Raw genomic sequence first — 18,396 nt, forward strand, 5'->3', positions numbered from 1 at the left:
AACCAAAATTGCTCATGGTCGGCGCCCCGGACCAAGAAACCGCGGAGCGCATGATGAGCTACGATTGGACTGGCGTGCGAACACGCCGAACAAGAATGCTGAGGATCGTTGGATTGATCCTGATGACCATGGCCGCAGTTGCTGCCTTAGGGGCCGTTTTGCTCTAGAAATCGTTGGCGGCCATTTGAGCGCCGGGTTTCGTTCGCCGCCGCGCCGGATTAGGCATGTCACGCCACCGGGTCTCGACCCTCTCACGCATCTTTGCTTCTGTCACAGGCAAATGCTGCGCCCTGGCGGTCCCACAAACGGGGGAAATTCTTGGAAGACGCTGACGCTGACTTCGAAATCGCGTGCTGGAAATGCGGCCTCAGGGCTAAACGCAACATTTTTCAGTTGAAGTACGCCGAGACTTTCAAATGCGACGCATGCGGATCGACGCGAGCATTGGACAAGGAAAATCTCAAAGAGCTCATGCGCCAGGCGGACGCGAAAACTCGCCGGCTCTGGATCGACGGCAAACCGTCATGACTTGGCTAGGTCACAAGCGGCACAGAGCTCACAAGTTGTCGCGGCGCTCCACCTGGCGTCAATCTGTTCATCAGCCAGGCCAGAGCCGCGCCGACCGAGGAAATCAGGGCGTGCATCCGATGGAAAGTCGAGGCGCCGACGGCACTCTCAACTGGCCTCACTGCTCGGCACCTTAAGGCTTGAGACGATCAGCGGACTGTCCGAGGCATTCCACGCTGCGCGCGTGTCTCAAAAGACGGCGACGCTTCGCTTAGTGACACGAACCGGGCAGGTCTGGCAGCTTCGTGCAAACAGGTGAGGCTCTGACATCGGTCCCACCGAGAATCGCTGAGGCGCCAACGACCTCAGCTTCTCTCGGAGAGGACCGAACGTGCGTCTTGTTGAAAGCTCCCGGCTAGCCGCCGAGTTGGAACGCTGTTTCAGGCTTAGTTAGAAGTCCATCCCACCGCCCGGAGGCATTGCCGGCGGAGCGTCCTTCTTGGGCTTCTCGGCGATCATCGCTTCGGTAGTAACCAGCAGGCCGGCTATCGAGGCCGCATCCTGAAGCGCGGTACGGACGACCTTGGCCGGGTCGATCACGCCCATCGAGAAGAGGTCGCCGAATTCGCCCGTTTGGGCGTTCCAGCCATAGGAAAATTCCGGCTTCTCGCGCAGCTTGCCAACGATGATCGAGCCTTCGGCACCGGCGTTTTCCGCGATCTGCCGCACCGGAGCCTCGATTGCGCGGCGAACGATATCGACACCGACCCGCTGATCGTCGTTGGCGGTCTGCACGCCATCAAGGGCTTTGACTGCACGCAGCAGTGCCACGCCGCCACCCGGCAGGACGCCTTCCTCGACTGCCGCACGTGTTGCATGCAGCGCATCGTCGACGCGGTCCTTCCGCTCCTTCACTTCGACTTCCGTCGAGCCGCCGACGCGGATGACTGCGACACCGCCGGCGAGCTTGGCAAGGCGCTCCTGCAACTTCTCGCGATCATAGTCGGATGTCGTCTCTTCGATCTGCGCCTTGATCTGCGCGATGCGCCCATCAATGTCGGTTTTCGCGCCGGCGCCGTCGATGATTGTGGTGTTCTCCTTCTCGATCGAGACCTTCTTTGCACGGCCGAGCATGTCGAGCGTGACGTTTTCCAGCTTGATGCCGAGGTCTTCGGAGATCACGGTGCCTGCCGTCAGGGTTGCAACATCCTCGAGCATGGCCTTACGCCGGTCGCCGAACCCAGGGGCCTTCACGGCCGCGACCTTCAGTCCGCCGCGCAGCTTGTTGACGACGAGTGCGGCCAGCGCTTCGCCTTCGACGTCCTCGGCGATGATGAGAAGCGGCTTACCCGATTGCACGACGGCTTCGAGGAGGGGCAGCATGGCCTGCAGGTTGGAGAGCTTCTTTTCATGGATCAAGATGTAGGGATCCTCGAACTCCGCCCGCATCTTGTCCTGGTTCGTTATGAAGTAAGGCGAGATGTAACCCCGGTCGAACTGCATTCCCTCGACCACCTCGAGTTCCGTCTCCGCGGTCTTGGCTTCCTCTACCGTGATCACGCCATCATTGCCGACCTTCTCCATCGCCTCGGCAAGGTAGCGGCCGATCTCCGCATCACCATTGGCCGAGATAGTGCCGACCTGGGCAATTTCCTCGTTCTTGGAAACGTCGCGCGCGTTGGCTTTCAGCTCGGCGACGAGCGTATCGACGGCAAGGTCGATGCCTCGTTTCAAATCCATCGGGTTCATGCCGGAGGCAACGGCCTTGGCGCCTTCCCTGACGATCGCCTGGGCCAGCACCGTCGCGGTGGTGGTGCCGTCGCCGGCAATGTCGCTCGTTTTCGACGCAACCTCGCGCAGCATCTGCGCGCCCATGTTCTCGAACTTGTCTTCGAGCTCGATCTCCTTCGCCACGGTAACGCCGTCCTTGGTGATGCGTGGCGCGCCGAAGGACTTGTCAATGACGACGTTGCGGCCCTTAGGGCCAAGTGTCACTTTGACGGCGTTGGCAAGGGTGTCGACGCCGCGCAGCATGCGTTCACGGGCATCGGAATGGAATTTTACTTCTTTGACAGGCATGGTTCACTCCTTCGCTGAACTTTGGTCGGTCGCACGCTCTCAAGCGACTTTCTTATCGGCGCCCAAATCTTCGATGACCCCCAGCACGTCGGCTTCCTTCAGGATCAGCAAGTCCTCGCCATCGATCTTGATCTCCGTGCCCGACCATTTGCCGAAGAGCACGCGATCTCCGACCTTGACGTCGAGTGCAACGAGTTGACCCTGCTCGTTGCGAGCGCCCGGACCGACGGCGATCACTTCGCCTTCCTGCGGCTTCTCCTTGGCCGTATCCGGGATGATGATTCCGGCTTTGGTTTTCTCTTCGGACGAAACGCGGCGGATGAGAATGCGATCGTGGAGTGGTTGGAACTTCATGCCTTCCTCCTGGATAAACGGATCGATGAATGCCCTTTGCCGAACCGATGGACTCCGTACGGACAGTCCGTTCCGGCAACTGGCAGTAGTTGATCTGGTTCTGTCGAAAATTGAATTCAAGAGGAGGCGACCAACTTTTTAGCACTCTTCGGTGGAGAGTGCTAAAAAGCGCATTCGGCAAGCGCCGAATGAGGGATGGCGCACGCGGACGACGACAGGCGCACGCTGGGCTCGCGTCTGACTCTGTCGCGACAACAGCTTAACCGAAGCGCGCTGGCCGCACGCTTCGGCAAGAGTATCCGCCGGCCTGCGCCGAGGATGCAATGTCGAGAGATTTCAAAAAGGGAGAGCAATCCCGTCTTCATGGAAGCGTGGCGATGACAAAGCGCACTTTTTGCGAGCAGCGCCTCATCGCGCAAGAGCTATTGAACGACGAGATCAAATCCAGGAGCCTCCCGTGGTTCCGGGGCACGCGGCAAACCCATACGGGATGCCTCCTGGAATAACATCTCACGCATCCACAGGCTTGCCGGATCGCTATCGTGAAGGGCCGGCCACTGAACGGCCTCGGTGAGCGGGGGAAGTGGCAGAGGAAGTTCGACGATCCGCAGGGGAGTTGTCTTTGCGAAATGCTGCGCCAGCCGCAAGGGCACGGTCCCTATACGCTCAGTCCCCACCAGCATAGGCGGAATCATGCTGAAACCCTGTACAACAACCTCGACACGTCTCTTGAGACCGTGCTCGCGCAAATACCACCCTTCGATGGTGGGTCTCCGCATATTCCCGAACTTGACTGCAACATGCCCCATCGACATGTATCTCTCGAATGTAAGTGGCTCTGACAGCTGCTCGTTCGTCCGGCAGCCGACGCACACGAATTTATCCTCAAACAGTGCTGTGTGAGGATGCGTCGACATGAACACGTCCGGCATAATCAGAAAATCGATGTCACCGCGCCGGAGAAGCTCCTCGAAGTCGTCGGCAAGCGGCAGACAATCAAAGCTTACTCTGGGAGCTTCTTGCGCCGCACGTTCCACGACCTTTTCAAAAAACACAAGGGTGACGTAATCGGAAAGGATGATCCTGAAGCGACGATCCGACTGGGCCGGGTTGAACGGTTGCCAGGAAACTATGGAGAGCTGGATGTGCAGCAGAGCCTCGCGCACCTTGGATGCGAGTCCTTCAGCACGCGGTGTTGGAATAAATTCGCGGCCAGCCATCGTAAACAGCTCATCACGGAAATAGGTGCGCAACCGGGCGACGGCCGCGCTCATCGCCGGCTGGCTGAGGTTTATGCTGCGGGCCGCCGCCGTGAGGTTACGCTCGGTCATCAGAGCGTCGAGCGCGACGAGGAGATTCAGATCAAGGCCCTTGAACCGCATATCTTCACCTATCCATAGTGTGGATGTATGCCACTTCAAACCACCAGTATTCTTAATTAGTAATACAATTTGTTCGAAATCAAGGCGGACGCCGGCACACTTTCGTAGGGGGGCAGCCGACATGGATCGGATGACTGGTTTGTATCGCGGTTCGCTTCCGGTCCAGCCTTGCCGCGGGTGCCGGACAAGCCGCCCGTCGCCAACGGGTACACAGCACGTTCTGAGAGACGTTGCTTGAAGTGCGCCTACGTCGGCCTTATCGGCACCTCACGTTGAGCATGGCCCGGATGGAGTCTCGGCCGGGCCGTTGTGCGTGACCGAGTTGACCGCCGGAATGATCTTGTCTCCCCAGAGCTCGATCTGCCGGAGCATCGTCTTCTGGTCGAAATCGCCCAACTGGGTCTGAATGGCGATCTGAGACGGTTTCAGAACACTAATTTCTTCCAGCAGGCGATCGATCACCCGATTTACACTGCCGATCGGCAGGTTCTCGCGCATACTCTCGAACGACAGGTCCTGTTGCGTCGGGGTTTCCTCAAGCAGATAGCCGTCCTGGCTCTGCTGGCGGCGCTGATGCAACGCTTCAGATAGCCGTCGCTGGAAGCGGGCGTTGTCGAGATAGCTGTTGATCTCCGCCTCCTGGTCGCTGGCAAAGCAGCAGCGCAGCAGCGATATCTTGGCATCGGTGACATTCTTGCTCTCTGAGGCGGCCGCGTTCTCGATGCTTTCGCGCCGCGCGCCTAAAGCATCCAAGCCGTCGTGAAACGCTGTGACGAACAGATTGTGGCCCTCGCGATAGGCCCTTCTCATCCTGCGCTCCGACCCGGCCGCGATCCAGATCGGCGGGGTCGGCTTCTGGATGGGGCGCACTGAAATCGCGGTGGGAGGTATCGTCTCATACTGGCCGTCGTGCTCGAAGATCTCCTGGTTGAGCCCCTTGAGGACAATGTCGAGGTATTCCGAAAAGACGGCCGGCGCCTCGTCGACATCGACGCCAAAGCGCTCGAACTCGAACTTCTGGTATCCAGAGCCGACGCCGAGCTCAAGGCGACCATTCGAAACGATATCGGTGAAGCCGACCTCGGAAAGCAGGCGCTGCGGTTGATAGAGCGGCAGTACGCAGACGGCGGTACCGAGGCGGATCGTGCTCGTCAGGCCGGCACAATGCGCCACCATCATCAAGGGCGACGGCACCAGACTGTAGTTGTTGAAATGGTGCTCGGCAAACCACGCGGTGTTGAAGCCAGCTTGCTCGGAAAGCACTGCCTGTTCGATCGAGTTGCGGATGACTGTGTCGGACGATTGATGATAGCCGCGCTGGGCGGCAAGGATGAATGTCGCGAATTCCATGGCAATTCCTTCGGTTGCGGAGAGGGTTGTCCATCGGGCTCTTCGAGAGGTTCGCGAATGTCGTGGCCGCAACGGGTGATATTTGCGGCCCAACGGTTTTCGGCATTCGCCTGCCATTCGCGGTCGCGAGTTCCCTATGCCTGGGATTGTTTTGACGGGTCGCCGCGGTCGCCTAGGGCATAGTCCACAGCCATTTGGCGACCTCCATTGGCTGTTCCGGATCGAGGTCGCTTGCAAATCCAGCATCGCTAGAAGAAGAGCGGCCGCCGTTCACGCAAAGGGTCGAACCGTTGACGTATGAGGCGTCAGGCGAAGCCAGGAAGAATGTTGCGTCAGCCATTTCTTCCGGATTTCCTATCCCGGCCACGGGAATACTCGGCCGAAACCCTTTCGGCGCGATGCTGCCGACGTTTGCGGACTGAGCGACGGCCGACGTGCTGGTGTAGCCGGACATGACGGCGGCTGTTCGAATGCCAACGGGCCCGAGTTCGGCCGCCATGCACCTCGTCAGGATTTCGATCCCGGCTTGGGATGCTTCATAGGCGTGGCGCGGCGCGAAGGGCAGAAAGGTGTGGGTCGTGCCGACATTCAGGATCACGCCGCCGGGGCGCATCGTCTTGATCGCTTCACGCGCGCAGATGAAGGCGCCCGTGAGATTGACATCCAGGACGCGTTTGATCTCATCTGTTGTTTGTTGGAGGCTTGAGACAAAACTGTCGATCACGACAGTAGCGTTGACGAGGACGTCTAGCCTGGCAAAGCGCACTCGCAACTCCTCGAACAGCGCCACTACGTCACGCTCGACGGCAACGTCCACGGATTTCGCCATATGCTTGCCACCGAGAGAGCCCGCGAGCTCTGCCGCTGCGGCACCATCTTTATCAACAATGACGACAGTATCGCCGTTTGCGGCAAAACGGCGAGCGACGTCTGCGCCTATACCGTTCGCCGCGCCTGTGACAAGCACGATTCGCGCACCGACGTGCCCGGCCGGACCGAGGAGTTCGGCTCTTGGCGTCCCATCCGCGGACAGGTTTGCATTACCCGGCTGGTTGAAGGACATCCAACCGCCGTCAACGGTCAGCACCGAACCGTTGATGTAACCCGCGTGCCGGCTAGCCAGAAACCGCACGGTCCGGGCGATCTCGTCGGCATGCGCCATCCGCCCCATCGGCACGCGTCGGCGAACAGCGGCGAGATCCGCCGCGCCGGCGCGTTCCAGTTGCTCGACCATCGGCGTGTGCACATAGCCCGGCGCTACTGCCGTCACGCGGATGCCGCGCGGCGCCAACTCGCACGCCAAAGATTTCGTGATCGCGATCAGGCCCGCTTTGGAGGCGGCGTAGGCGTTGCGTTTGGGATTGCCTACCACGCCCGCCAACGAGGCTATGTTGACGATGACAGCGCCGGGCTCCATCCGCCGTGCCGCTTCCCGCGCCATGACGTAGGGCCCGACCAGGTTTACTGCCAAGACGCGTCGGAAAGCGTCGACATTGGTGTCGACGGTCGCATCCATGCAAGGCCCGACAGCCGCGTTATTGACGACCACGTCGATGCGCGCGAACTGTGTTTCGACCCGGTTATAAAGCGCAACAATATCCTCCTCTCGCGAGACATCGAACTCAAGTCCAAGATGCGGGTGGCCGAGACTGTCGGCAAATTCAAGGATGCCGCTGCCCGGGAGGTCTACGGCGACGACAGTGCCTCCGTCCGCGGCAAAAGCATTGACCAGGGCACGGCCGATTCCATCTGCAGCGCCTGTAATGATGACGACGCGCTCTGCTTGCTTCATGAGATACGTTCTCCTGACCAGCGTTGGCGATTTCAGGGTAAGGCCGCGTCGCGGTACAGCAGCCCGTGGTGGTGACGACCAGGTCTGTCCCGGTTCGACGCAGCGCGTTCCAGCCCAGCAGCGATTGCCTCACTTTCTCGCTCTTGAAGGGATGCGGCGTTTCCTAAGCGCGTAGACCGGATCGTCCGGATGCGATACTCCGATCGGCCGGCGGAGACCGAACCGCTCTATCTCCGAGGCCGTCTGCGGGCTCTGCTCCTCGAGCCAATCGTAGACCACCGTGCGCTCGGCAATTCGCCACTCCCCTTCCCTCTTTTGAAACAGGTCACAGTATCGACCGCAAAGCAGAACCTGCCGGATCGTCCTGCCGCCGTCCGGTCCGCGTTGCAGCGCGGTGAAGTAGCTCTCGACGGCGGCCTCTCCCGGGCCGACGAACTCGATCAGAATGTTCGTGATCTGATGGATGTTGCGCGGTTCGGTCTTGAAGACGCCGAGCGCGAACTCGATGAAGCCTTCAGCCGAGCCGGCATAGGCCCCGTGGTTATCATAGGCATCCGGCCAGTAGGAGCTGCGCAGCGCCGCCTCATCCGCGCGGTCTATCCCCCGGCAGTATCGATAGAGGCAGTCGCGGATCGCCTCCCGGTCAAGCAATTCGACGATTTTTTTGTGGTCCATGGCTTGGTAGCAGGTTCTGAGATTGAAGTGGCGCGATTGCGTATTCGATTACGCAGCAACGATTTCGGACTAAGGCAGCCGCACTGCAGCCAAAAACGGCCTGGCGCTGCGCACCGATGTGAAACACAGTGCCGAAGGCATTGACACTGTTGGGTGGCTTCACGAGCGCGGTGTCTGGATGGAGGCCATGCGCCGTCCTGTGCCGGCGAAACTCTATTTAGGTGTTAAACCCTCCACACGCTTGATTGAACAAAAACCGATCGAGCAACGCATCGAATGCGCGATCGATTTCAAGCGCACGTTCGGGGCAGGATCGAGCGCCTCGTGTCGCGAGTAGTTCGTCCCGCTCCGCGACCTCGATGTCACCGGGTAGGATGTAGCCCTCGTCATCCAGTTTGAAGACGTCAGGCGCATGCGCCCAGCAGCGAGCATGCCCTTGGCATTTGTCACGGTGGACGATGATGCGCATGCGGTACCTCCATGTCTTTGCTCCCTCGCCTATATTCAGGACCAGTCCAGAATCAGATTCTCGATTCCGAACACATGGCCGCCATAGGTGATGGGCACCGTGTCTTCCTTGATACGGAAGTCAGGGATGCGGGACAGCCACTCCTCCAGAGCGATGACGATCTCCCGCCGGGCGAGGTGCGAGCCAAGACAACGATGGGGACCATAAGCGAAGGCGGTGTGGCGGTTGTCTTCCCGTGCCAAATCGATCGTGTTCGGGTTCTCGAATTCTGCCGGATCGCGATTGGCGATCATCGTGGCACAGGAAATGTAGTCCCCCTTACGGATCGGCGCGCCTTCGAAGTCGATGTCTTTCTTTGCCACGCGGATCATTTGCACGGTGGAATAGGCGCGCAGCAATTCTTCGGCCGCGAGCCCAATTCGATCCGGTTCTCTCCGCAGCAATTGCTGGTCTTTCGGATTGCGAGCGAGATAGGCCAGGTCAAATCCTATTGCCGTTGCGACCGTGTCGAGGCCGGCGACGAACACAAGTACGCCAATGCCACGGACTTCCTCATCGGTCAGCGGGCGACCATCGACCTTAGCCTCCACGACGAAGGTCATGAAATCGTCGGTCGGTTCCTTGCGGCGCTCGGCCGCAAGATCATCGATGAACGCCACAATCGTCCGGGCGGCTGCCGTTCGCTTGACGCCCTCGCCGTGGAGCAGATCCTTTCCCCAGCCGACGAACGTGTCGAGCCGCTCATCCGGTAGGCCAAGAAAATGAAGGAAAATACTGACCGCAAAGGGAAAAGCGAAATCCTTCATAACGTCGCAGCTTGTGCTCGCCGCGGAGATCCCGTCGATCAACACGATCGCGCGCTCACGGATGGCCGGTTCCAGAACCATCACCCGCTTGGGCGACAACAGCGGATTGAGCAGCGAGCGAAAGACACCATGGGCTGGTGGGTCGAGTTCCAGCGGTATCATCGGCCAGTTTTCGCCGAGCGCGGAGGCGAAGATGCTGCGATGGCTGGAAAATGTTGCGGTGTCGTGTAGTACCCTGCGCTGGTCCTTGGCACGCGTAATGACCCAGGTACCCCGGCCGTCGCGAGTGTTGTTGGGAGAATAAAAGATGGGCAGCGCGTCATGGGCGCAGGCGACAGCTGCGTGAGGATCCCCGTCTGGCGTAGGCCCCATGCCGGGCGACGTGAACAAACTAAAGTCCCTTACCATTTCCGGCGGGACATGATCTGGAATCGGCTTGCTCACGACTTGGTCTCCCCTCAAGGTCATGCACTTATGCGCTCGATTGAAATCGCCCGGCGACCTCGATGTTGATTACTGGCGCGGCCCGTCACAGGCGCCTTGAGATTCCGCTGCACGATGCGCCGACCCACGCACCAGCGCGGATGAGATCGTCGCTAATTTAAGCAGCACAGTATCCTGGTCGGCCCCTGCTCCATGAAGAACCGCCGTCAGCTTACGCGCGCTGAAGTTCAGATGCTGATCAATCACCCGTTAGCTCCTTGAGGCACTGCGGACATCCGCCCTGCAAAATTATCGAAGCAAGTTGCGTGCCGTTGACCCGGAACCACTTGTCCATACCGGCGCCTATGTCTCTTCGGCAACTGTTTTGGTGCGGTTTGCGACATAGTTGTTCTGCTTTGGACACAAGGAGGCTGGCGGATCGACACGCGCCGAGGAACGCATGCAAGCGCCGCGATCCGAACTCAACCACTCGCCTAAACATGAACCGGCGTAAGCAGGATGAAATGCCCTGCATCAAGCACTTGAGCACGACGTGGGCGACTACCTCCACGCGGGAGAGGCTTCAGATCAGTTCAGATTACTGGTCATGTAGGTTCCAGTTTGCGGCGAAGCGCACGTGGATGCATCCGCGATGTCGATGTGTTCTATCCAAACAATCAATTACTCTAGTTGCCCGATACGGCATATGAATGAGCCCAGTGGCGTCGTGGGGCTGTTTCATAAAGAGGACTCGCGATGGAAAAGACACTTCTAGGCGGCCAGGGTAGCAACAGTCTCTTTGGCAGCAATGGTGATGATGTTATAGTCGATCCCACGGGAAATGACTGGATCGACGGTCGTGCCGGCAACGACTCCATCTCGGCCGGCGAGGGCAATGACCGAGTCTTCGGTGGCGTGGGCAATGACCACGTCTTTGGCGACGAGGGTGACGACTATCTCTACGGCGACCTTGGCCGCGGCAACCCGCGCATCCCCGCTCCGGCCATCCTCGGTGCGGACAACGACAAGCTCTACGGCGGCCCCGGCGACGACGCCCTCTTCGCGGGCGACGGCAGGGACTCTTTGACCGGAGGTGCCGGCCACGACACCTTTGTGTTCCAGTTCCACAACCCGCTTCCCGGGATTGATCAAAACTACGGGCCAAAAGCGGAGGACCACACCACCATTGAGGATTTTGACCCAGCGCAAGATACTTTCGCCTTCGATGCGGTAGGCCTTGGCAGCGATGGTCTTGAAGCGAATTTCGTTAATCACGCCGCGCGTGGCAATCAGGTGGACACCTTCTACAGCGGCCCCGCCGATGGCGCGAACGGCGAGCACGTCGTAGTGATCACTGATCACAGTTTCGCCGATGGCTCGGCCGCAGCCAGGGATATTTCCGGCGAGGCTGCAGGCGATATCATTGTCTATTTCGATAATAGGACCATGACGGCGGATCTGGGTTATGTTACCTCCGAAAACCACGTGGAGGACTTCGCGCACCTGGGCAACGTGCAAAGTCTGCTCCACTTGGCCGGCTTGAGCCTGACCGCGTCGGATTTCACGTTCTGTTAATCCAGAAAACCCATGCGGAACCGCGCCGCGCTCCCCAAGCGCGGCGCTTTCCCTTTCCGCTCCCTTGACCGTGGGCCATCCAGGAGCAGCCGCAGTGTTGTTCAGCTTGATGAAGCTCTGCACATTGCGTCGGCTGCAGACCCAACCTAATCGAGCCTTGATCACATTCGGAGAAAATCATAATTCCACCACCTGGCGAGCAGATGGGCGGCAACGCTGTACCGCAGCGTGTGCACGCTGATCCGCTTGATCAGTGCGGTCGCCTTGGTCGCCGAACGGCAGGCGGCATGGAGTATCTGCACATCAATCCGCTTATTGCCCCGTCCGGGAAATTGCCAGCCCTTGAGGCGTTCCAAGCGCCAAGGTTCACCCTAAATACCACCGCCGCCGTAAACGCCGGGCTCTCCCAAACCGCCGTCGATCAATTCGGAAATCCTTCGTCGAGGCATGTTTTTTGCTCCTCGGTTAGGGCCGCGGTGGAGAAAGATGCGCCGGCAGATGCGAGCGCTGATAGGCGTGGAGTTCGACTATGATATCGCCCTCACCTCGGGGCGGGACTGAAAGTCATGATGCAGCAATACTTTCGGCAGTTGAGGTGATGTCTGAACGCACAGAGGATTGTGATTTCCGCGGTCGAGCATCCGGCAGTGGTCACGCGCTGCACGCATCAAGGAAGTGACCCGAGAAAGTGGGCAAGCCGTTGGATACTGAAGTGATCGGGCTCGCGGCCGTCTTCCTTGCCATCGCATTGGTATATGCGGCAGTCGGGCAGGCTGGAGCGTCGGGCTATATCGCCGCAATGGCACTTGTCGGTTTCGCCCCGGCGGCCATGAAAACTACAGCCCTTGCCCTGAACCTCTTGGTCGCCGCGATCGGCACGTTCCATTTCATGAAGTCTGGACGCTTATCGTGGCGGAATGTCTATCCTTTTGCCATTTTGGGTTTCCCGCTCTCCCTTGTCGGCGGAGCAGTTCATCTTCAGGAAGAACTTTACTATCCGATTGTGGGTGTGATCCTCGTGCTCTCTGCCGCCCAAATGGCCCGGTCTGCACTTCGCAAAGGTGCAACTGTCGCCTCACCAAGCGTGCCGCCCTTCTGGCCTGCTTTAGCGACAGGAGCTATTATCGGTTTCTTCGCGGGGACAACCGGTACGGGCGGCGGCGTGTTCCTTGCCCCATTAATGCTGGTTATGAATTGGGGAAGCGCGCATCAAACAGCAGCTACAACAGCAGCTTATAATCTGATCAACTCTGCCGCCGCCTTGATAGGCGCCTATGCATATTGGGATGCCTTGCCAACATCGTTGCCATTTTGGTTATTTTCCGTAGCGGCGGGCGGATCGATCGGCGCATTCTTTGGAAGCCGATATCTGGCAGAGCGTTGGTTGCGCGCGATCCTCGCTGCTCTTTTGCTGATGTCGGGCCTCAAGCTACTTTGGTAGCGAGGCGTGAGCCTGCGCAAAGCCTGCTGGATTATGCCGAATGCCGCATCAAATAAGGTAGCATTACAGCGACTGAACTCGGCCGTGCGGCATAATAAGGCTTACGACCTAATGGGTGTTGGACTAATACGCTCCGCCACTGGCGGAGCGGCAAGGAGGTCATGGTGCAGCAGGGAGCCCCAACTTGCTCCATCAGACAGCGGAGCTCACCCGATTGACCGAGATCCTGAAGCGGAAAGCATAAGGATGCGCTCCTACCGAATCCCCGGTGGACGATTGGGCATACCTTGGATGTTGCAGTTATGGTGCTCCCTCACTTCAACGGGAGCACCGCAAATTGCCCCGATGAACTTGGAAGGGGTGAGTTCCTCCTGGTGTAGGCCTGTACATTGGACCTGCCTTCCCTCCTTGGAACGCGGGAATTGACTTACAAGCTTCTCGCTACAAGGGGGAAGCTTGTGAGCCATCGTGTGTTCATCTCCTGCACGACACGCGGCAGAGCACTCTGCTCTAAGTCAAAGTGGCTTATTAATGCCGATTCCACCACGCCCGTTGCGCTGCCGAGTTGGCGCATCGCGGCCGTTAGCGTTGCGATGCTTCTCCCGAAAGAAGGTGAAAGCTCAGATGCGGCTATTTCCATGCGTACGGTGTGAGTGCAAAAACAGAACTTGTCGATGATTTTGCACATCTCGCAGTTCGATGCCGCCTGGGCGATTTCGGTGAAAATCGCTTCCGCTCCAAGTGCGAGTTTGGCCGGCGTCGATTCATCACAGGGGGCGGAATGGCAGGCAGCCTGCGGCCGTACACGCGCCAATGCGAAGGTAAGAATTTCGCGTGCCACGGCATATGAGTCCAACAGAGCCCACTCGATGAGGGGCCTCGTGAAGTAGCCCCTTTGGGGAAGGGATACGATCTTTCCTTCAGCTGCAAGTCGGATAAGTGCTTCGCGTAAGGGAGTTCGGCCAATCTTGAGTTTCAACGCCAGGTCCCTGTCGCTGAGATGCTGTCCCGGCACCAAGGCATGGCTGCAGAGCAATTGAACCACTGCATCATAGGCTGCGTCGGCCTTTCCACGCGCCGCCGGTTCGCTGGGAAATTTTGATAGGTCTATTCCATGACACCGGGCGGCCTTTTCACAGAACCACATCTCTGCACTCTCCTTTGTCGTTTTTTTAACGATATCCAAACGGCATGCCAGGAAAGTTCGTTCTGTCACACGCCCCATATATCTGGCGACAACAATTAATAGATGTTTTGTGACTCGGCTCTAGGCCATAGTAATATTGTGACATTCATTGTCAGAACGGACGCATTGCTAATGTGGTATATTTTTAAATATACCGACGTTACATTATTACATATCTTGCGACGGTTCCCAACTGCAAATTCGCTGACGAAATTCAGCGCAAGGATATTCTTCTAAATATACTCTCTTAGACTATTGCCTTTCGTAAAGAATGCATTCAGCCTCGGCTTTTATGAAGGAGGGATGACAATGAATCGGGCAGCTTTTATAGCCAGGCCGATCGACGCCGTTGAGGACCCGACGACGATCCTTCGTGCGCTTATTTTCTCCAGCGATCTGTCTTTCCTCATGGAGGCCCATGACGGGCTTTCGGCAGCAATCGCCACTCAGGCCGGCTTCAAGGGGCTTTGGGCCTCCGGACTTTCGATCTCCTCGGCGCTCGGCTATCGAGACGCAAACGAGGCGAGTTGGACTGAAGTCGTGGATGTGGTGGAGCGCATGGCCGACGCCAGCGGACTACCGATCCTCGTCGACGGCGAGTCTGGATTCGGCAATTTCAACAACGCCCGGCTACTGGCGATGAAGCTCTTGCAGCATGGCGGCGCCGGCCTCTGCCTGGAAGACAAGGCCTTTCCGAAGAGGAACAGTTTCCTGGGAGACCACCACCCGCTGGTCGATATCGATGAGTTTTCCGGGCGCCTAAAAGCCATCAAGGACACGACGGGGGACGACCTCTTGCTGGTCGCTCGCATCGAAGCGTTGATCGCCGGCTGCAGTCTGGACGAGGCGCTGCGCCGCGCGGACGCCTATGCCGATGCCGGCGCCGACGCGATCCTGATCCATTCACGTAAGAGCGATGCGGACGAGATTCTCGCTTTCGCGAAAGAGTGGCAGACACTTCCGATCGTGATTGTGCCGACGAAATACTACCGCACGCCGGTCTCGGCTTATCGAGAAGCCGGCATCTCGACGGTGATCTGGGCCAACCACGCGATGCGGGCTGCAGTCGCCGGGATGCGCGCGGTGTGCTCTCGCATAGCCGCCGAGGAGAGCATAGCCGGAGTTGAGCCGGAAGTTGCCACACTCGACGAGGTCTTCCGCCTCTTGGGTTACGATGAATTGGCAGCGGCCGAAGATCGCTATCTGCCGAAGCACAGATGACGGAGCACGCCGCTGAGAGAATCGCGGCGACTCCGACATCAATTCGAGGAAGCGCTCATGCTTGCGGAGCGGACAGCCTTGTTCAAATCGTCGGGGACGGCTGCGGCGCGCGCTGCGGCTAAGGCGGCAGCCGAGTCGGGAAAAGAGATTATCGATTTGACTGCCGGCGAGATCTGGAGCGATCTTGCCCCGATGATCCGGGTCGGTGCGATCGATGCGATCCGCAGGGGCATCAACCGTTACACCGACACCATCGGAATGATACAGCTTCGCCAGGCGCTCGCCCAGAAGATCTCCGGCCATACCGGCCAGGTCTGGTGCGCCGATGAGGTCGCCGTAACGTGTGGCGCCAAACAGGCGCTGTTCAACGCTGCTATGGTGCTGCTCAATCCTGGTGACGAGGTCATCATTCCTGCGCCGTACTGGACAACTTTTCCGGCCCAGGTACTGCTCGCTGGCGCAAAGCCCGTCCACGTGGAGACGCGCGCCAATGGCTACGTACCGAGAGTCGAGGATATCGCGGCCGCCATCACCGACCGAACCCGCGCCATGGTTGTCAACACCCCGAATAATCCGACCGGCGCCGTGTATGGCTCCGAAACGTTGGTCGGCATCGGGAAGCTTGCGATCGAACGCGATCTATGGATCATTTTCGACGAATGCTATGGCGACTTCATCCACGTTGACGATGCCCATTGTCCGATCGTCTCGATCCTCCCGGACGTTCGCCCGCGCACTCTGATCGTCAACTCCTTCAGCAAGTCGCTGGCACTGACGGGCTGGAGGATCGGCTATCTTGCCGGGCCGCAAGACGTGATCAGCGCGGTGAAGGCCCTGCAATCACATACAACCTCGAACCCGAACGTGATCGCGCAGCACGCAGCGCTCACACACCTTCTAAACAGCGATGGCAGCTATGAGAGCCAACTGCGGTCGCACCTTGCGGAAACCAGGCAGACGGGTCTCGGCGCGCTTTCAGCCCTGACGCGGATTCCCGTGCCGAGGGCGACGGGGGGCTTCTATTTCTACCTCGACGTTTCCGGTCTGCTGCGCCTGAGATTCGGCAATGACGAGGCCAAGACGGCCGACGATGTCGTGCACGTTCTACTGACGAGAGCGGGGGTGGCCGCGGTTTCGGGCACGACATTCGGTGACCCGGCTGGCCTTCGCCTCTCCTACGGGGTACCGCCCGTAAAACTGGCCATCGGCCTCACCCGGCTCGTCGAGGTCCTGAACGCCTGGGAATGACAGGATCATGCAGCGGCGCCAACAGAAGGGAACTACATGGATGACGAATGCTCCCAAGACGGCAGTCATACTCGCCGCAGGTTGCGGATCTCGCATGCGGCCTTTGACCGACCTGCGGCCGAAGCCGCTCGTCGAAGTCAACGGTACCCCCATCCTCCACAACGCGCTGCGCAACCTTGAAGCTGTCGGCGTCGAGGAAGTCACCATCGTCGTTGGCTACCGCAAGGATGCTATTCAGTATTCCTGCGGCAACCACTTCGGTAATCTCGAAATCAACTATGTCGAGTCTCCGGTCTTCGACAAGACCGGCAGCGCGTACTCCCTCTGGTTGGCGCGCTATGCCCTGCTGTCCGGCGACACCTACCTCCTCGAAGGGGATGTCTTTTTCGAGCTGGATGCACTTCGTCATCTTGAAATGCGGGAGGCAGAAAATGTCGCCGCGGTCGCACCTTTCGACCCATCGATGGAAGGCTCTGCTGTTGTCCTGGCCGAGAACGACTACATCGCCGAAGTTCGGATGAAGCAGACGGCCGCCAACCTGATTGACGGGCCGCCGCAGCTCTTTAAGACGATGAATCTGATGCGCTTTTCCGGCACTGATCTCCGCGAGACGATCGTCCCGCATCTCGACGGTCTCATCTACTGTGGCGCCGTAAAGTCCTATACCGAAGAGTTGATCTCCGACCTGGTGCAGAGAAAGGACTTGCGTATCGCCGCTGCCAGATGTGACCACGTCAGGTGGTATGAGATCGACAATGAGGACGATCTGCGCATTGCAGCGGCAATGTTCCTGAACGCCCGCGAAATCGCGTGTTAGCGGCTGGGTCGAGGAGAAGGGCAATGCTTCGCTATCTCGTGGATCCGGCCAATGCGATCACGATGTTCGGCCTGTTATGCTCGTCCGTTGGGCTTTGTTTAGCGGTGGACCAGCGCCTTGATCTCGCTGTTGCCGCTGGTTTGTGGGCGGTCCTCGCCGACCACCTCGACGGTGTCGTCGCCGGTCGGACCCGCAATCGTGAGCCTGATATGGCAAAGATGGGAAAAAGCCTCGATGGCTTTGGCGATATTATTTACGGGGCGGTCCTCCCGGCCGTGATCATTGTTCAGTTGAACAATGTCTCGCGACTTTCCTATTTCATTGCGACGCTGCTGCTGCTAGCCGGGACAATCCGCCTGAGCTACTTCGCGAATTTCGGGAAATCGAGTGACGGACGCTTTCTTGGTGTGCCTTTATCGTACGACATTCCATTGCTGGCGGCACTGCTCCTGTTCCGGCACATCTTGCAGCCGGACGCGTTCGTTCTGACTGTCGATGTCGCGTTTATCGCACTCGGCATTGCTCATGTAGCCTCGTTTCGCGTGCCTTCCCCCAATAAGGTCATGTACCTGCTGATCACTGTATTCGCCATCGCGGCTTCAGCGATTCTCCTTCACAGGGGAGCATTGTGATGCCGTGATGCCGTCGGTCCGCGCCTCTGAAGTCCCGCATTCGTTCGACAAATTCGATCCCGAAACGCCAGGATGGGTCTACAGGTCACTCGGCGTTCAACCGGTGATCAACTGCGGCGGCGTTCGGACGAACTACGATGCAAGTAATCCGAGCGCCGAAGTGATCGCCGCAATGACCGCAGCGGCAGAAGCCTTCGTCGACCTGGATGAGTTCGCCGAGTGGCAAAAGATTGGCTGCGCTCACGCGCACGAGGTGGGGCCTGACACCACCTCTGGTTTGGCACTCGCCACCGCCGCACATCAGCATCATTGCCCTATGGCTGGGTCATTAAGGTCCCGCCACGACGCACATGTGCCCTCAGGCGGATCTCGCCATGAAGGAGCGAACGCTCAACCGGCTGCACCGAGGGCGGCCAGTCAAAGCCGTGCTGTCGCTCGC

Annotated in this window: 16 protein-coding genes; 6 read left to right on the forward strand and 10 right to left on the reverse strand. The window is 59.0% G+C overall.

Features of this window, described 5'->3' with window-relative positions; all coding sequences use genetic code 11:
* Positions 1–957: 957 nt before the first annotated feature.
* The 8 genes from groL to QA637_RS30185 all read right to left on the reverse strand — a co-directional run bounded on the left by groL (position 958) and on the right by QA637_RS30185 (position 9,822).
* Positions 958–2,586: a chaperonin GroEL gene (gene groL, locus QA637_RS30150; protein WP_283067530.1), complete on the reverse strand. Its 1,629-nt coding sequence runs from the start codon at positions 2,584–2,586 to the stop codon at positions 958–960.
* A gap of 39 nt (positions 2,587–2,625) precedes the next feature.
* On the reverse strand, positions 2,626–2,940 hold the full coding sequence (gene groES, locus QA637_RS30155; protein ID WP_283067532.1) for a co-chaperone GroES: 315 nt from the start codon (positions 2,938–2,940) through the stop codon (positions 2,626–2,628).
* Between the two features lie 422 nt (positions 2,941–3,362).
* A complete protein-coding gene (nodD2, locus tag QA637_RS30160) occupies positions 3,363–4,322 on the reverse strand; it encodes a transcriptional regulator NodD2 (protein ID WP_283067534.1) in 960 nt (319 codons plus the stop codon).
* 267 nt (positions 4,323–4,589) lie between these two features.
* A complete protein-coding gene (locus QA637_RS30165) occupies positions 4,590–5,672 on the reverse strand; it encodes an LLM class flavin-dependent oxidoreductase (RefSeq protein WP_283067536.1) in 1,083 nt (360 codons plus the stop codon).
* A gap of 172 nt (positions 5,673–5,844) precedes the next feature.
* On the reverse strand, positions 5,845–7,464 hold the full coding sequence (locus QA637_RS30170; protein ID WP_283067538.1) for an SDR family oxidoreductase: 1,620 nt from the start codon (positions 7,462–7,464) through the stop codon (positions 5,845–5,847).
* A 129-nt stretch (positions 7,465–7,593) separates the two neighbouring features.
* Entirely contained in the window at positions 7,594–8,139 is a 546-nt protein-coding gene (locus QA637_RS30175) for a nuclear transport factor 2 family protein (protein ID WP_283067540.1), read from the reverse strand.
* Between the two features lie 217 nt (positions 8,140–8,356).
* On the reverse strand, positions 8,357–8,608 hold the full coding sequence (locus QA637_RS30180; RefSeq protein ID WP_283067542.1) for a ferredoxin: 252 nt from the start codon (positions 8,606–8,608) through the stop codon (positions 8,357–8,359).
* 35 nt (positions 8,609–8,643) lie between these two features.
* Positions 8,644–9,822: a cytochrome P450 gene (locus tag QA637_RS30185; RefSeq protein ID WP_283068052.1), complete on the reverse strand. Its 1,179-nt coding sequence runs from the start codon at positions 9,820–9,822 to the stop codon at positions 8,644–8,646.
* A gap of 771 nt (positions 9,823–10,593) precedes the next feature.
* On the opposite strand from QA637_RS30185, the gene QA637_RS30190 reads away from it, so the two are divergent.
* Positions 10,594–11,412, forward strand: coding sequence for a calcium-binding protein (locus tag QA637_RS30190; RefSeq protein WP_283067543.1), 819 nt, complete (start codon positions 10,594–10,596; stop codon positions 11,410–11,412).
* A gap of 161 nt (positions 11,413–11,573) precedes the next feature.
* Here QA637_RS30190 and QA637_RS30195 read toward each other — a convergent pair whose 3' ends face one another.
* Positions 11,574–11,768 carry a site-specific integrase gene (locus QA637_RS30195; protein WP_283067545.1) on the reverse strand — a complete coding sequence of 65 codons (195 nt, stop codon included), beginning with the start codon at positions 11,766–11,768 and terminating at the stop codon, positions 11,574–11,576.
* A gap of 332 nt (positions 11,769–12,100) precedes the next feature.
* Between QA637_RS30195 and QA637_RS30200 the strand changes: the two genes are divergently transcribed.
* Positions 12,101–12,853, forward strand: a complete 753-nt coding sequence (locus tag QA637_RS30200) for a sulfite exporter TauE/SafE family protein (protein WP_428843190.1) — start codon at positions 12,101–12,103, stop codon at positions 12,851–12,853.
* A gap of 427 nt (positions 12,854–13,280) precedes the next feature.
* On the opposite strand, the gene QA637_RS30205 is transcribed toward QA637_RS30200, so the two are convergent.
* On the reverse strand, positions 13,281–14,000 hold the full coding sequence (locus QA637_RS30205; protein ID WP_283068055.1) for a GntR family transcriptional regulator: 720 nt from the start codon (positions 13,998–14,000) through the stop codon (positions 13,281–13,283).
* A gap of 348 nt (positions 14,001–14,348) precedes the next feature.
* Here QA637_RS30205 and aepX point away from each other — a divergent pair, with 348 nt between their 5' ends.
* Genes aepX through QA637_RS30225 form a run of 4 tightly spaced genes read left to right on the forward strand, consistent with a single transcriptional unit; the run spans position 14,349 to position 17,957 of the window.
* A complete protein-coding gene (aepX, locus tag QA637_RS30210) occupies positions 14,349–15,260 on the forward strand; it encodes a phosphoenolpyruvate mutase (protein WP_283067547.1) in 912 nt (303 codons plus the stop codon).
* A gap of 57 nt (positions 15,261–15,317) precedes the next feature.
* Positions 15,318–16,508: an aminotransferase class I/II-fold pyridoxal phosphate-dependent enzyme gene (locus tag QA637_RS30215; protein WP_283067549.1), complete on the forward strand. Its 1,191-nt coding sequence runs from the start codon at positions 15,318–15,320 to the stop codon at positions 16,506–16,508.
* A 40-nt stretch (positions 16,509–16,548) separates the two neighbouring features.
* Positions 16,549–17,325, forward strand: a complete 777-nt coding sequence (locus tag QA637_RS30220; RefSeq protein ID WP_283067551.1) for a phosphocholine cytidylyltransferase family protein — start codon at positions 16,549–16,551, stop codon at positions 17,323–17,325.
* A gap of 23 nt (positions 17,326–17,348) precedes the next feature.
* Positions 17,349–17,957, forward strand: coding sequence for a CDP-alcohol phosphatidyltransferase family protein (locus QA637_RS30225; protein WP_283067553.1), 609 nt, complete (start codon positions 17,349–17,351; stop codon positions 17,955–17,957).
* The last annotated feature ends 439 nt before the right edge of the window (positions 17,958–18,396 follow it).

The sequence above is a fragment of the Sinorhizobium terangae genome (assembly GCF_029714365.1).
Classification (GTDB): domain Bacteria; phylum Pseudomonadota; class Alphaproteobacteria; order Rhizobiales; family Rhizobiaceae; genus Sinorhizobium; species Sinorhizobium terangae.

Coding starts and splice junctions, on each gene's coding strand:
- groL (WP_283067530.1), bottom strand. CDS start 2,586: ATGCCTGTCAAAGAAGTAAAATTCCATTCCGATGCCCGTGAACGCATG.
- groES (WP_283067532.1), bottom strand. CDS start 2,940: ATGAAGTTCCAACCACTCCACGATCGCATTCTCATCCGCCGCGTTTCG.
- nodD2 (WP_283067534.1), bottom strand. CDS start 4,322: ATGCGGTTCAAGGGCCTTGATCTGAATCTCCTCGTCGCGCTCGACGCT.
- QA637_RS30165 (WP_283067536.1), bottom strand. CDS start 5,672: ATGGAATTCGCGACATTCATCCTTGCCGCCCAGCGCGGCTATCATCAA.
- QA637_RS30170 (WP_283067538.1), bottom strand. CDS start 7,464: ATGAAGCAAGCAGAGCGCGTCGTCATCATTACAGGCGCTGCAGATGGA.
- QA637_RS30175 (WP_283067540.1), bottom strand. CDS start 8,139: ATGGACCACAAAAAAATCGTCGAATTGCTTGACCGGGAGGCGATCCGC.
- QA637_RS30180 (WP_283067542.1), bottom strand. CDS start 8,608: ATGCGCATCATCGTCCACCGTGACAAATGCCAAGGGCATGCTCGCTGC.
- QA637_RS30185 (WP_283068052.1), bottom strand. CDS start 9,822: ATGGTAAGGGACTTTAGTTTGTTCACGTCGCCCGGCATGGGGCCTACG.
- QA637_RS30190 (WP_283067543.1), top strand. CDS start 10,594: ATGGAAAAGACACTTCTAGGCGGCCAGGGTAGCAACAGTCTCTTTGGC.
- QA637_RS30205 (WP_283068055.1), bottom strand. CDS start 14,000: ATGTGGTTCTGTGAAAAGGCCGCCCGGTGTCATGGAATAGACCTATCA.
- aepX (WP_283067547.1), top strand. CDS start 14,349: ATGAATCGGGCAGCTTTTATAGCCAGGCCGATCGACGCCGTTGAGGAC.
- QA637_RS30215 (WP_283067549.1), top strand. CDS start 15,318: ATGCTTGCGGAGCGGACAGCCTTGTTCAAATCGTCGGGGACGGCTGCG.
- QA637_RS30220 (WP_283067551.1), top strand. CDS start 16,549: ATGACGAATGCTCCCAAGACGGCAGTCATACTCGCCGCAGGTTGCGGA.
- QA637_RS30225 (WP_283067553.1), top strand. CDS start 17,349: ATGCTTCGCTATCTCGTGGATCCGGCCAATGCGATCACGATGTTCGGC.